The following is a 14,709-nucleotide window of genomic DNA, read 5'->3' as shown; positions in this document are numbered from 1 at the left end:
ACTATGATCCACCGCAGAAGCTTTCTCAAAGGTTTATTGTCGACCAGTGCCGTCTCCGTCATTGGTCCGGGTCTTCTCAACGCAGGTCAGGCGATGGCCGATAACGCTGCGCAGACCGATGGAATATGGAAAATCTCCGGCTCACATTGGGGAGCCTTTCGGGCCAGAATCTGGGCTGGAAAGGTTCAGGAAGTGAAACCGCTAGAGATGGACAAATATCCGTCTGACATGATCAAGGGGATCAAAGGCATTATTTACAGCTCATCACGTATCCGGTATCCCATGGTGCGTCTCGATTGGTTGAAAAAAAATAAATACAGTGGGGACACGCGCGGTAATAACCGTTTCGTCAGGGTCACCTGGGATGAAGCCCTTGATTTGGTGTACCGGGAGCTGGAGCGTATTCAGACAGATTATGGGCCGTGGGCCCTCTATGCGGGTCAAACTGGCTGGCGTCAGACCGGACAATTTCACAGCTGTACCAGCCATATGCAACGCGCGGTCGCCATGCACGGTAACTATATTACCAAGGTTGGTGATTACTCCACGGGAGCTGGCCAAATCATCATGCCGTATATTTTGGGTTCTACCGAAGTATATGCGCCGGGCACCTCATGGGTTGAGATCTTAAATAACACGCAAAATGTCGTATTGTGGGCAACAGATTTGGCTAAAAATCTTCAGGTTGGCTGGAATTGTGAAACCCATGAGTCGTTTGAATATCTCCACCAGCTAAAAGATAAGATTGATGCGGGTAAAATAAAGGTTATCGCTGTCGATCCAGTTCGCAGCAAAACCCAAAATATGCTGGGTTGTGATCAGCAATATATTCACCCTCAGACTGATGTGCCTTTCATGCTGGCTCTTGCCCATACCCTGTATAAAGAATCGCTTTACGATAAGGCCTTTCTCGACACTTATTGTCTGGGCTTTGACGACTTTGTTCCTTACCTTCTGGGAGAAACCAAAGACAAGGTTGAGAAAACACCTGAGTGGGCGTCTGCAATATGCGGAATAAAGGCGGATGATATTCGCGCCTTTGCCCGTTTACTGGCATCTGGCAGAACCCAATTTATCTTTGGCTGGGCTATCCAGCGGCAACAACACGGAGAGCAGCCTTACTGGATGGGAGCAGTACTCGCTTCTATGCTGGGTCAGATTGGTCTGCCGGGGGGTGGAATTTCTTACGCGCATCACTACTGTTCAATTGGCGTTCCCTCAACAGGTTTTTCCGCTCCCGGCGGGTTTCCCCGCAATGTCGATCAGGGACAGGAACCAAAGCACAATAACACCGATTTTAAAGGTTACAGCCGAACGATCCCTGTTGCCCGCTGGCTCGATGCCATTATGGAACCCGGTAAAAAGATCCAATCCAACGGAACTGAGGTCACGTTACCGGATATCAAAATGCTGGTGGTGAGTGGATGTAATCCATGGAATCATCATCAGGATAGAAACCGGATGAAAAAAGCGTTTCGAAAACTACAGACAGTCGTCAACATTGATTTTGCCTGGACGGCGACCTGTCGCTTTTCAGATATTGTCCTACCTGCCTGTACCCAATACGAACGCAATGATATCGATGTATATGGCTCTTACAGTGGTCGTGGCCTTATTGCGATGCAAAAGCTGGTTGACCCTCTTTACCACTCGAAAACAGATTTCGATATTTGCACCGAGTTGTGCAAGCGTTTTGACCGGGATAAGGATTACACCCGAAATATGGGAGAAATGCAGTGGGTGAAGATGCTATATGACGACTGTAAGACGGCGAATAAAGACAAGTTTGACATGCCTGACTTTGAAACATTCTGGCAGCAAGGGGTGCTGGACTTTGGCAAAGGAAAGCCATTTGTCCGTCATGCCTCTTTCCGTGACGATCCTGAGATCAACCCCTTGGGTACCCCGTCCGGCTTCATAGAGATCTTCAGCCGAAAGATCGACAGCTACGGATATGCGCATTGTCAGGGGCATCCTATGTGGTTTGAAAAGGCTGAACGATCCCATGGCGGTCCCGGTTCAGATAAATTCCCTTTGTGGCTTCAATCCTGTCACCCAGACAACCGTCTCCACTCACAAATGTGTGAATCAGACTACAGGGAAAGTTATGCCGTAAAGGGCAGGGAGCCTTGTTACATAAGCCCAGAAGATGCCAAATCCAGAGGCATAAAGGATGGTGACATTGTCAGGGTCTTTAATGACAGGGGGCAGCTATTGACAGGGGCAAAAGTGTCAGCAGACTTCCCTCCCGGCGTGATCCGAATTGCTGAAGGAGCATGGTACGGACCACTCGATGAAAAGGACGGTTCTGTATGCACCTATGGCGACCCCAATACCGTCACACTGGATATTCCCACCTCTGAATTAGCAAACGCGACAAGTGCAAACACCTGTATCGTGGAAATGGAGAAATATAAGGGCGAGGTTCCACCCGTTACAGCTTTTGGCGGGCCCATTGAAGTAAGTTGAAAAACATTCGATGAACTAACACTGCGGAGTGATTCCCACTCCGCCTTCCCTTCTTTTTGCTCCCATTACGCCTGTTTGTCAGAAAATGATTCATTCTGAGTGTCTTCTATATGACAGAAAAGCATAAGCTTACCTGTGACAATAAGAATGAAAACAAGAATTGGGATCATGGAACTGGTACTTCACAGGCGGTTACATTACTGTGAGACGGTGTTGGCGATAAAGGACGAGTGATCAGTATGTTGATAGATGGCGATCTGACGTTACGATGCGCACACTCAGGCGAACGTAACGAGCTTTGGCAACAAATATTTATGAACAATGAATGGAAAGCCCTCGATGCTCCTTATACCCCACTGGAATATCAATCCCGCTTTTACTTCCGACTCAATTTGTTCCGGCGTCTAAAAGAGGGGGATAATGCACTGGTGATTGAACACAAAGGCAATGTGGTCGGTTATCTGTCTTGTTACTGGGAGGACCAATCGACACGTTGGCTTGAAGTTGGGATCACTCTTTTCCAGTCACAAAACTGGGGTAAACGCATCGGTCGTCGGGCTCTGAGACTTTGGATTGGTCATCTGTTTATAAAGTACGAACTGCAAAGGATAGGGCTGACCACATGGTCGGGAAACCCAAGAATGATGAGGTGTGCTGAAGGCTTAGGCATGCAACAAGAGGGTTGTCTTCGCAAAGTGCGTTTTTATCAGGGCAAGTACTATGATTCGTTACGTTACGGAGTCTTACGTGATGAATGGGAATCTTCAAAGGTAAGACCTTCTCTTGCTCAAGTGTGCTAAAAACATTCGACATTTTCCGATGATCTTGTCAGTGGCTTAAGGTTCGTTTTTGCATTTACACTGTAAAGGTTGCTCTGCCAGAGATAAGCCCCTTGGCCTTGTGTTACCCGGTGATATTTGAACCTTCAACGATGATTTTATTGGCCTCAATACGCAACTGACTGTTTAGCATTTGTTGATAGCTGCTCAGACTTTCAACGTTTTTTCGCTATTCAAGCAATGAAAACCAGTCTTCACTGGCCGTTCGCGTTCAACCTTTGTTATCTCTCTCCCGGCAATGCCGTTTTGAATACCCTGACTGTCATTGAATCCGAACCTTGTCTGGGTCAAATAGTTATTGGACAGTCGTTAAATGACCACCTATTTATAGCATTTATAGTCATATCCTTAATCATGCTACTGGCAGGTCAACCACTTTTCGTGCAATGTGATTTCATTTTTTGGTTTGAACGTCTGTTGTGACGATTTTATCCAGCCATAACAGTCAGGATAAGGAGAGCGACATTGCCTCATTTTCATTTAGCAAGGAGTCAATATTATTACCAACGAGTGGGGGAGAGAGGACCGACTTTGGTACTGTTGCATGGACTTGGCTCAAGCTCCGAGGACTGGCAACAACAAATAGATGCGTTTTCTCATGACTATCAACTGATCATTCCCGATTTACCCTTGCACGGTAAAAGCGAAGGTGACCCCACGCAGTTTTCTCTGAAGGGATGCGCTGATGTGGTCGCGGCGCTGTTAGATGAGTTGGCAATATCGTCAACGCATATTGTCGGTATTTCTATGGGCGGTATGGTCGGGTTGGAACTTGCTATTCATCACCCCAAAAAGGTCAGTGGATTGGTCATGATTAATTCAATTGCCGAATCCCGGCCAAGGATGCTAAACGAGCATATTATGGTCTGGTTGCGGCGCTTGCTACTTAAATATGCTGATATATCGACTGTCGCCCGTTTGATGGGGAAAAAACTGCTGCCCGGTGAAGCACTGCTGGAAGTACGGGAAAAAGCGCAGCAACGGTGGCAGCAGACACCAGCGGCACACTATCAAATAATGTTTGAAAAGGTTGTTAGCTGGCAGGTGCTTGACCAACTGCACCATGTTAAGTGCCCTGTACACCTCATTGCCTCCGAAAATGATTATACCTCTTACGGTGCAAAGAAGGTGCTGGCAGCGGTACTGCGCGGGGGGACATCAGTTTGTCTGCCGGGGGCGGGGCACTTGGTAACGATGGAAAAGCCTGCGCTGTTTAATAATGCTCTGTCAGAATACCTGTCTGACCTCTATGCGGGTATTCAAAACTAGTCGGTTTAGTATGCATTTGTTTTGTGATCTATGTTGTCTTTTTGGGATTTGTATCTAATTTGAGCGATGATAGAATCGCGGCGCAAACCACAGACTGATAAGTGAGTACAAGAATGAAACTGGAAGCTGTTGACTTTAATGCACCAGACGCTGCTGAAAAATTCGTTGAATCTCTCCGCACCACTGGCTTCGGAGTTCTAAAAAATCATCCCCTCAGCATGGATCACGTCTCTTCCATCTACAAAAACTGGCATGGCTTCTTCAACACCGAAGAAAAAAATGATTATCAGTTTAACGTCAGTACTCAAGATGGTTTTTTTCCGTCAACTGTATCTGAAGTGGCAAAAGGCCATACCAAGAAAGATATCAAAGAGTATTTTCACTATTATCCTTGGGGTCAATGTCCTGATGCTTTGCAGGCTGAACTACAGGATTATTACGAACAAGCAAACACGCTTGCCAAGCAATTGTTATCCTGGGTACAGGAGCACTCGCCAGAGAATGTTGCCTGCGCGTTTTCACAACCTCTGTCCAGCATGATCGAAGGCAGTGAGCAAACACTGTTGAGGGTTCTGCATTATCCGCCGATGAGTGGCGATGAAGAACCGGGTGCGATTCGTGCCGCTGCACATGAGGATATCAATTTGCTCACCGTTCTGCCTGCAGCCAATGAACCTGGCTTGCAAGTGAAAGGACAAAACGGCGAGTGGCTGGACGTGCCATGTGATTTTGGTAACTTAATTATCAATATCGGCGACATGCTGCAGGAGGCATCTGGCGGTTATTTCCCATCAACCACACACCGCGTGATCAACCCAGAGGGTGCGGACATGACCAAAGCGCGTATTTCGCTGCCGCTATTTCTTCATCCGAAACCAGAGGTTGTACTTTCTGATCGCCATACTGCTGACAGCTATCTTAATGAGCGTCTTCGTGAGTTGGGTGTGAAGTAACGTCTGGATTGATAACCAAACCCCTGAGCTATTGTGCATTGGGGGTTTGTAGTTCACGTCATCTTTACTTCAACAGAGCCGGCCAAATATTTGTTTGAAAAGGAAGACGCAAAGCTTCTTTTGTGAGTTAAAAGCTTTTTATGCTGAAGTGTCATAAGAAATAATATGTCTTTACTTGTATAGATAAACTGTATTTTGCTCAGTAAAGAAAATTAAAGAGAATACCAAACGTTATATTTTTTACTTTTATAAAATACCATTCTGTTTATTTTTATTGATTGATATTTATACTTATATTTTATTACTGGAAAGATATTTATATCTTATTAGTCATGGTTAATAACCATATGAATATTTAATCGCCCTATCTGTATTTTTCTTTCTACCAATTTACCCAGAGTTAACTAATATTTAGTTTGTTAGCGTGTATGATTTGGGGGACATATGCCAGGTTTCTGGGGTGATTTATTTAATACAAGTGACAAACACTATTTTTCTGAAGCTAAGGTCGAAGCGTTAAGCAAGTCTCAGGCTGTCATAGAGTTCAAGATGGATGGTACGATCATTGACGCCAACGAGAACTTTTTGAACGCCATGGGCTACGAGTTATCAGAAATTAAAGGCAAACATCATTCAATGTTTGTTGACCCTGAGTATGCCAAGTCGGAGGAGTACAATGACTTTTGGGCATTATTACGACAGGGTAAGTTTCAGTCAGCTGAATTCCCTCGGCTAGCGAAGGGAAACCGGCCCATTTGGATTCAGGCGACATATAATCCGCTGCGAAATCGTAACGGCCAGCTTGCCCGCGTGGTCAAGTTTGCAACTGACATTACCGATCAAAAACTCAGGAATGCCGACTTCAGTGGTCAGATCGAGGCCATACATAAGAGTCAGGCAGTCATAGAATTTGAACTTGATGGCACCATTATTACCGCCAATCAAAACTTCCTCAGCACAGTGGGTTACTCTTTGGAGGAAATACAGGGAAAACACCACTCAATGTTTGTTGAAACGCAGCAAAGCCAGTCGGCGGAATACAAGCGGTTCTGGCAAGACCTCGGTAGTGGTCAATTCATGTCCGGTGAGTTTCATCGCGTGGGGAAAGGTGGCAAAGAAATATGGATTCAAGCTTCTTACAACCCTATTTTTGATATGTCCGGAAAACCCTTTAAAGTGGTGAAGTTTGCCAGTGACATAACACAACAGAAAATTATGAGTGCTGATTACTCTGGTCAGATTCAGGCAATAAGTAAATCACAGGCAGTCATTGAATTTGAATTGGATGGAACCATTAAAACAGCCAATGAGAATTTCCTTGGAGCCGTGGGTTACGATCTGGAAGAAATACAAGGTAAACATCATAGAATGTTTGTCGAAAAAAGTTATCGCGAGTCTATGGAATATAAAGATTTCTGGAAAAGACTCGGACAGGGAGAATTTCAGGCTGGCGAGTATAAACGTATAAATAAAGCAGGCCAGGAAATATGGATACAAGCATCATATAACCCGATAATGGATGCATCTGGTAAGCCGTTTAAGGTCGTAAAATACGCTACGGATATAACTGAACAGATGGTTAAGAATGCTGATTTCTCGGGCCAAATAGAAGCGATTGGCAAATCTCAGGCAGTGATCGAATTTAATATGGATGGCACGATTCGCCACGCGAATGAAAACTTCCTGGCTACCGTTGGGTACAGTAGCGATGAGATTGTAGGTCGCCATCACTCTATGTTCGTTGGCACATCACATGCAAACTCGCCGGAGTATAAAGCGTTCTGGCAAAAACTGAATCGCGGTGAATTTGAGAGTGGTGAGTTCCAGCGTTACGGCAAGGGGGGTAAAGAAATTTGGATTCAGGCATCTTACAACCCGATTGTTGATGTCAATGGTAAGCCGTTTAAGGTGGTCAAATACGCCAGTGACATCACTGCTAAGAAAGTGGCGGTATCGAGAATCAGCGACATATTAATGTCGTTGTCCAAAGGTGACCTCACACAGTCGATTGATGAGCAGTTGGATCGGGAGTTTGAGCCAGTTAGGGCGGCACTGAACTCGACGATTAGCAGATTGAACGAGCTGGTAACAGACATCAATCAGGTGGCATCGTCGGTCAGCTCAGCATCGAAAGAAATCAAGACAGGCACGATTGATCTCAGCGAACGCACCGAGACGCAGTCAGCCAGCCTTGAAGAAACATCTGCGAGTATGCAAGAACTGACAGCAACTGTGTCACAGAGCGCTGACAACGCACAGCAAGCCAACGAGTTGTCTGGTACTGCCACTGACAAGGCGGAGCGCGGTGGTCGGGTTGTGACAGATGCTGTAAACGCAATGTCAGAAATCGAGACGTCCAGTAAGGAGATCTCGGATATCATTGGTGTGATCAACGAGATAGCATTCCAGACCAACCTGTTGGCACTCAACGCAGCGGTTGAAGCAGCAAGAGCGGGAGAGCAGGGACGGGGTTTTGCAGTGGTTGCCGGCGAAGTACGAAACTTGGCGCAACGAAGTGCGAAGGCGTCTGTTGAAATCAAAGAACTGATCAACAAAAGCGTGAGCAAGGTGAAAGATGGAACGCATCTTGTGCGTGAGTCTGGTGATAACCTGCTCGAAATTGTCGATTCGATTAAAGAGGTCTCTTCACTCATTGCCACTATTAATGGTGCGACGAAAGAGCAGACGCAGGGCATTGCAGAGATCAATAAGTCCATTTCGGAGATGGATGAGATGACTCAGCAAAATTCAGGTTTGGCAGAAGAGACAACCGCTTCCAGTGAAAACCTGGCGATTGAAGCAGAGAATCTACTGGAGCTGATTGAGTTCTTTACCACCAAGGCCAAAGCGAGCTGATGTAAACACAGTATGCTTTGAACAAAAAAACGCGCCTTTTGGCGCGTTTTTTTATTTACCCTATTGGGTCAACTCCGGGTACTGTTCCTGAGAAGGAAGGTTACCAAGCAAAGCATCATACAGCTCATCATCTCCGAGAATACCCGCGAACTGGCTGTGTTCAGTCAATACCAGTGGAAAGTCAGTGCGTTTTTTCACACTGATTGCATCTCGCATACTGATATCGGCATTGGCAATCACCAAGCTAGACGCGGTGATTTTTGCCGTATCTGCCTCGCCACTCCAACAAACCGTATTGACTTGATCAGGCTGAGAAACTTCAATACCTGTCTCAACTTGTTCAATCCAAAGCGCGCTTTTCTTACAGACCTGCCAGCATCCAAGGCTGCTTTGCAGCGAGGAACGAGGCCGCATCAGGCTTTTCCCTTTCAAAACATTGAGAGGATTAGTGTGTGCAACAAAGTCTTTGACATACTTTGAGTTGGGTTTAAGAACAATATCCTCTGGTTTACCGTGCTGAATAAGCTTTCCCGATTCCATGATGGCAATGTTATTGCCAATTTTAAGTGCTTCATCCAAATCATGGCTGACGAAGACGATGGTTTTATTCAGCGTCTTTTGTAGGGTAAGCAACTCATCCTGCAGTTGGTTTCTGATCAGAGGATCAAGTGCAGAAAAGGGCTCGTCCATTAACAGGATATCTGTGTCCATCGCAAACGCTCGGGCAAGGCCAACACGCTGCTGCATGCCGCCCGATAGTTCATGTGGGTACTTATTCTGCCACTCCGAAAGGCCGACCATATCGAGTTGCTGACGAGCTTTTTCCCGTCTTTGTTTTTTGCTCTGTCCTTTGAGTTCAAGGCCGAAAGCGACATTATCGAGAACCGTTAGCCACGGCATGAGCGCGAACTTCTGGAACACCATAGAGGTTCGGTGTGTGCGAAGATGCCGCAACGTTGACTCGTGGCATGAAGCCAGATCCACATCCTGATCACCGTCTTTGATCAGTAATGCTCCCCGGCTGATTGTATTCAGCCCATTGATAGCTCGCAGCAGGCTAGATTTGCCGGAGCCTGATAAGCCCATCAGCACGCAAATCTCGCCTTGGGCTACATCAAGTGACACGTTGTCAACGCCCACAACCTGCTGAGTCTGATCGATGATCTGCTGGCGAGATTGCCCTTGATCTAACAGAGCCAGTGCCAAATCAGGTTTGTCGCCAAAAACCACATCTAGATTCTTAATTGAGACAGCGTTCATTAAACACCTCCACGACGACGAGGTGCTGAAAACAGTCGGTCAAAGATGATGGCGACCAGAACGATAGCAAGGCCAGCTTCAAAGCCCTGTGAAATATTCACTGTGTTCAGTGCCCGTACAACGGGCTTACCCAGTCCGTCAGCGCCCACTAACGCAGCGATCACTACCATAGAGAGAGACAACATAATGCATTGCGTGACACCAGCCATAATACTTGGCAGTGCAGCTGGCAGCTCTACCTTAAACAATAATTGTCGTGGGCTGGCACCAAATGCTTTACCTGCTTCAATCAGTTCTTCCGGGACTTTGGTGATCCCAAGGTGAGTGAGCCGGATTGGGGCTGCAATGGCGAAGATTATGGTAGAGATCAGGCCGGGAACAATACCGAGACCAAATAACACCAGTGTTGGTATCAAATAGACGAAGGTTGGTACTGTCTGCATAAGGTCCAGCACAGGTCTCATCAAAGTAAATAGCCAAGGCCGGTGTGCGGCCATGATGCCGAGTGGAACACCCACAAGGACTGAAATCGAGGTTGCAGCAAAAACAAGCACGAAGGTTTCCAGCATTTCTTGCCAGTAACCCAAATTTAAAATGGTCAGAAGTGCCAGCACGACGAAGGCCACCAGAGCAAGACTCCGGTGCAGAAACCAAGCCAGCGCAGCAGTCATAATGATGGGAACTGCCGGATGGAACCATTGAAAAATGTCGACCATGAAAAGCACCAGAGTTTCAAGCACCAGAGAAATGGTGTCAAAAAAGCCTGCTGCATTGATGGTCAGCCAGTCGACACCTGACGCCATCCATTCACCCAGAGGGATTTTGTTGTCCGTAATAAAATTCACACTACCGCCTTAGTGTTGGCAGGTGGGCAAGTGCCCACCTCATTTAAGTTAGGCCTTAAGTTGTTGCAGGTAGGCTGCAACCACCTCTTTTGCTGATTTTCCATCTTTTGTAGTCACGTCGTTGAGCCACTTCTCAACAGATGCCGGGTTGGCTTTTAGCCATTGCTGGGCAGCTTTTTCAGGCTTAACATTCTGGTTCAGAATTTGCTCCATAAGGGCATTTTCCATATCCAGACTGAAAGTTAAGTTTTTCAGCAGTTGGCCGACGTTTTTACATTCTGAGAGATAGTTACTGCGAACATTGGTGTAGACATTGGCTCCGCCATAGTTAGGTCCGAAGTAATCATCGCCGCCTGACAGGTAGGCCATCTCGACATTACTGTTCATTGGATGAGGGGCCCAACCCAGATAGACAATCCACTGATTACGGCGCACAGCACGGGTAACCTGAGACATCATGCCTGCCTCGCTTGATTCCACCAGCTTGAACTCTTCAAGACCAAACGCGTTGGCATCAATCATTGACTGGATAAGACGGTTACCGTCATTCCCCGGCTCAATGCCATAAATGCGGTCTTTAAATTTGTCAGCGTACTTGTTCAAGTCAGCAAAGCTTTTTACACCTGCGTCATAGACATACTTGGGCACAGCAAGAGTATATTTTGCGCCTTCAAGGTTGGCACCTACAGTTTCGACTGTGCCAGCTTCGCGGTATTTAGCAATGTCACCTTCCATCGTTGGCATCCAGTTGCCAAGGAAGACATCAATATCGCCATTAGCCATCGAGGAATAGGTAACAGGCACAGAGAGCAGTTCTGTTTCGGTTTGATAACCCAGTCCTTTTAATAACTCCGAGGTCACTGCTGTTGTCGCGGTGATGTCGGTCCAGCCAACATCCGCAAACCTTACTGTCTCGCATTGGCTCGCATAGCCATTAAAAGCAGTAAGAAGACCTGCGGCGAGTAACGTTTTGTGCATAGTTTTCATCATCATTCCTTGTCAGTCGTTCGACTTTCTTGTCAATTTATTCGGTTTCTCTTTGGTCAACCTGTCGTTGAGGAGGATTCACCCGTTGACGTGTCTGCCAATCTGGGGCGAGCCATACCGGCACATTTTCTGGCGACAGTAATTCATGTCCGAGGATCATATCTGCTGCCCGCTCGGCCACCATAATGGTGGGAGCATTTAGATTTCCGTTGGGTATGGTGGGGAAAATAGAGGCGTCGACCACTCTGAGGTGCTCAATGCCACGCACCCTGCATTGTTCGTCGACGACTGCCATAGGGTCGCTATCCGCGCCCATTTTGCAGGTACATGACGGATGATAGGCACTTTCAACATTTTGTTTGACCCATTCGTCGATTGCCTCATCGCTGGTTACAGCTTTGCCGGGTTGGATTTCATTACCCCGGAAGTTGTCCATGGCGGGTTGCGCCAGTATCTCGCGGGTTAACCGGATACAGTCACGCCAGTCTTGTCGATCCTGCTCAGTCGACAGATAGTTGAACTGAATATGAGGGTTGGCTTTGGGATCGTCTGAGATAATGGATACGGAGCCGCGGCTTTCTGGTTTATTGGGTCCAACGTGAACCTGAAAACCATGGCCATCAAAGGCTGCATTGCCATCGTAGCGCATTGCCGCAGGTAAAAAGTGATACTGAATATTCGGCCATTTCAGTCCTTCTCGGGAACGAATGAAGGCGCAGGACTCGAAGTGATTGGTCGCCCCCAGTCCCTTACGGGTGAGGATCCACTCAGCACCGATCAGCCCCTTACTGACGAGATCCAGTTTGCCGTTCAGGGTGATAGGCTGGTGGCATTGATACTGGAAATAAACCTCAAGATGATCCTGTAAATTCTGCCCCACACCCGGTAGGTCGTGGCGAACTTTGACTCCGGCATTGTCGAGGATTTTTTTCGGCCCAATTCCCGAATGTTGTAACAGCTGAACAGAACCAACTGAGCCAGCACTGAGGATGACTTCTTTTTTCGCCAATACTGTCTGCACTTTACCGCGGCGTTCAAATTCGATCCCCGTTGCAGTCTTCCCATCAAGGAGGACTTTGCGGGTATGGACATGTTTGATAAGGGTGAGGTTTGAGCGTTTGAGCGCGCGCTTCAAATAAGCATTAGAGGTCGAGGCCCGCACACCGTTGTCTACGGTCATGTGCATGGTGCCAAAGCCTTCCTGCTGAAACCCATTGTAGTCGTCTGTTTTCGGATAGCCTGCTTCTGTTCCCGCATCAATAAAGGCCTGATAGAGCGGGTTCAGAGTCATGTCATTGCCTGCACAGGTGCCGAGCGGGCCATGCGAACCACGGTATGTGCTCTCACCCTTAATCCAGTTTTCTGCCCGTTTGAAATACGGCAGGCAATTCTGGTAATTCCAGCCTTGTGCTCCATGTTGCTCCCACTCGTCGAAGTCACAGGCATGTCCTCTGACATACACCATCCCATTGATAGAGGAACTGCCACCCAAGACCTTACCGCGTGGACAATGGAGTTTGCGGCCGTCCAGGCCCTGCTCTTCATCCGTTTCGAACTGCCAGGCGTATTTTTCGGTGTTCATTGGATAGGATAGGGCGGTGGGCATTTGAATAAAGATACTTTTATCAGAGCCACCGGCTTCAAGCAGCAGGACCGAATGCTCGCCGCTTGCAGACAGCCTATCCGCCAGCACGCAGCCAGCAGAGCCCGCGCCGACGATGATATAATCGTAGCTTTTATGCATAGTCTTTTGTCTCCGGCAATCAGGCGTAAGGGCTGTCGTAGTCGCCCAGCTCAATCAATACACTTTTGGTCTGGGTATAGTGAAGAAGGGTCTCTGGGCCGTTTTCGCGACCAATACCAGACTGTTTGTAGCCGCCGACGGGCATTTGTGCGGGAGAGTCACCCCAGGTATTGACCCAGCAAATGCCAGCTTCCAGCTGGTGGATCACCCGGTGAGCACGTGAGAGATTTTGAGTAAACAGCCCGGCTGCAAGACCATAGTGTGTGTCATTGGCGCGGGCAATCACCTCATCTTCTTCGCTGAATGACATCACTGACATAACAGGGCCAAATATCTCATGTTGAACATATGACATTGATTCGTTGCAGTCAGCGAAGACGGTAGGTGCAACAAAGTTGCCTTTGTCCAGTCCGTTCTCTGTGACTTGATAACCACCAGTCAATAGTCGGGCACCGCTTTGTTTCGCCGCCTCTATGGCCTCAAGCACTTTGGCCAGGTGCTTTTTGGAGATCAGAGCACCAATTTGTGTCTCCATATCCAATGGGTTATCAACCACCAGTTTTTCAGTGCGAATTTTCAGACGGGACAGAAATTCATCATAGATACTCTGATGAACATATACTCTGGTGCCGTGAGTACATACTTCGCCCTGAGTATAGAAATTGGCGACCATTGCTGCTGATACAGCATCATCTAACTTGGCATCTTCAAAAACCAGCATTGCTGATTTGCCACCCAGCTCCATAGTGACATTTTTTAAGGTACTGGCACTATCAGCCATGACTGCTTTGCCCGTTCCGGTTTCCCCTGTGAACGAGACTTTAGCGATATCTGGATGGCGGGTAAGCTGCTGTCCCACTCTATGGTCACCTTGGACTACGTTGAATACGCCGTCTGGCATTCCTGCTTCGGTGAAGATCTCAGCCAGTTTAAGCGCACTCAACGGAGTTTCTTCTGACGGTTTGAAAACCATAGTATTACCAGCAGCGAGAGCGGGCGCAGATTTCCACATCGCAATCTGGATGGGGTAGTTCCACGCGCCAATACCTGCGCAGACGCCTAATGGTTCGCGGCGGGTATAGAAGAACTGGCTCTCACTCAGGGGCTGTTGCTCGCCTTGTAAGCCGGGTGCAAGGCCTGCAAAGTATTCAATAACATCGGCGCCTGTCTGAATATCAACATAAAGCGCTTCCTGAAGAGGTTTACCTGTATCTTGTACTTCCAACGCTGCCAGTTCATCGTTTCGAGCTCTAAGTATTTCTGCAGCCTTGAGTAAAATACGGCTTCGTTCTGTCGCCGTCATTTGCGACCACACCTTAAAACCTTGCTTGGCCGAAATAATGGCTTGTTCTACATCCTGTGGAGACGCATGCGACAGCTCTGCCAATGATTCACCCGTCGCCGGATTCAGTGTTGTCAGTGCCTCACCAGAGGTGGCTGGCGTGAGTTTGCCGTGGATATATAGTGCGTTCATGTCCATTGAATCT

At 47.6% G+C, this 14,709-nt stretch carries 10 protein-coding genes; 5 read left to right on the top strand and 5 right to left on the bottom strand.

Going from position 1 to position 14,709, the window contains the following annotated elements:
* Positions 1-3: 3 nt before the first annotated feature.
* The 5 genes from torA (at position 4) to A8L45_RS00530 (ending at position 8,386) form a co-directional block, all read left to right on the top strand.
* Entirely contained in the window at positions 4-2,469 is a 2,466-nt protein-coding gene (gene torA / locus A8L45_RS00550) for a trimethylamine-N-oxide reductase TorA (protein WP_068898117.1), read from the top strand.
* Between the two features lie 239 nt (positions 2,470-2,708).
* Positions 2,709-3,269, top strand: a complete 561-nt coding sequence (locus A8L45_RS00545; protein ID WP_068898115.1) for a GNAT family N-acetyltransferase — start codon at positions 2,709-2,711, stop codon at positions 3,267-3,269.
* 570 nt (positions 3,270-3,839) lie between these two features.
* Complete coding sequence (locus A8L45_RS00540) at positions 3,840-4,577, top strand: alpha/beta fold hydrolase (RefSeq protein WP_245680612.1); 738 nt, start codon at positions 3,840-3,842, stop codon at positions 4,575-4,577.
* Between the two features lie 113 nt (positions 4,578-4,690).
* Positions 4,691-5,530, top strand: a complete 840-nt coding sequence (locus A8L45_RS00535; RefSeq protein WP_068898111.1) for a 2OG-Fe(II) oxygenase family protein — start codon at positions 4,691-4,693, stop codon at positions 5,528-5,530.
* 444 nt (positions 5,531-5,974) lie between these two features.
* On the top strand, positions 5,975-8,386 hold the full coding sequence (locus A8L45_RS00530; RefSeq protein ID WP_068898109.1) for a methyl-accepting chemotaxis protein: 2,412 nt from the start codon (positions 5,975-5,977) through the stop codon (positions 8,384-8,386).
* A gap of 60 nt (positions 8,387-8,446) precedes the next feature.
* On the opposite strand, the gene choV is transcribed toward A8L45_RS00530, so the two are convergent.
* Genes choV through betB form a run of 5 tightly spaced genes read right to left on the bottom strand, consistent with a single transcriptional unit; the run spans position 8,447 to position 14,702 of the window.
* The gene (gene choV / locus A8L45_RS00525) at positions 8,447-9,646 is read right to left on the bottom strand and encodes a choline ABC transporter ATP-binding protein (RefSeq protein ID WP_068898107.1); all 1,200 of its coding nucleotides are present in this window, start codon (positions 9,644-9,646) and stop codon (positions 8,447-8,449) included.
* Complete coding sequence (choW, locus tag A8L45_RS00520) at positions 9,646-10,491, bottom strand: choline ABC transporter permease subunit (protein WP_068898105.1); 846 nt, start codon at positions 10,489-10,491, stop codon at positions 9,646-9,648. Before choW ends, choV begins: the two co-directional genes overlap by 1 nt.
* Before the next feature lie 48 nt (positions 10,492-10,539).
* The gene (locus A8L45_RS00515) at positions 10,540-11,469 is read right to left on the bottom strand and encodes a choline ABC transporter substrate-binding protein (RefSeq protein WP_245680623.1); all 930 of its coding nucleotides are present in this window, start codon (positions 11,467-11,469) and stop codon (positions 10,540-10,542) included.
* Between the two features lie 46 nt (positions 11,470-11,515).
* Positions 11,516-13,222, bottom strand: coding sequence for a choline dehydrogenase (gene betA / locus A8L45_RS00510; protein ID WP_068898101.1), 1,707 nt, complete (start codon positions 13,220-13,222; stop codon positions 11,516-11,518).
* A 19-nt stretch (positions 13,223-13,241) separates the two neighbouring features.
* On the bottom strand, positions 13,242-14,702 hold the full coding sequence (gene betB, locus A8L45_RS00505) for a betaine-aldehyde dehydrogenase (RefSeq protein WP_068898099.1): 1,461 nt from the start codon (positions 14,700-14,702) through the stop codon (positions 13,242-13,244).
* Positions 14,703-14,709: the final 7 nt, after the last annotated feature.

This window comes from Veronia pacifica, assembly GCF_001707825.1.
Lineage (GTDB): Bacteria > Pseudomonadota > Gammaproteobacteria > Enterobacterales > Vibrionaceae > Veronia > Veronia pacifica.
This window is presented reverse-complemented; position numbering and strand designations above follow the sequence as displayed.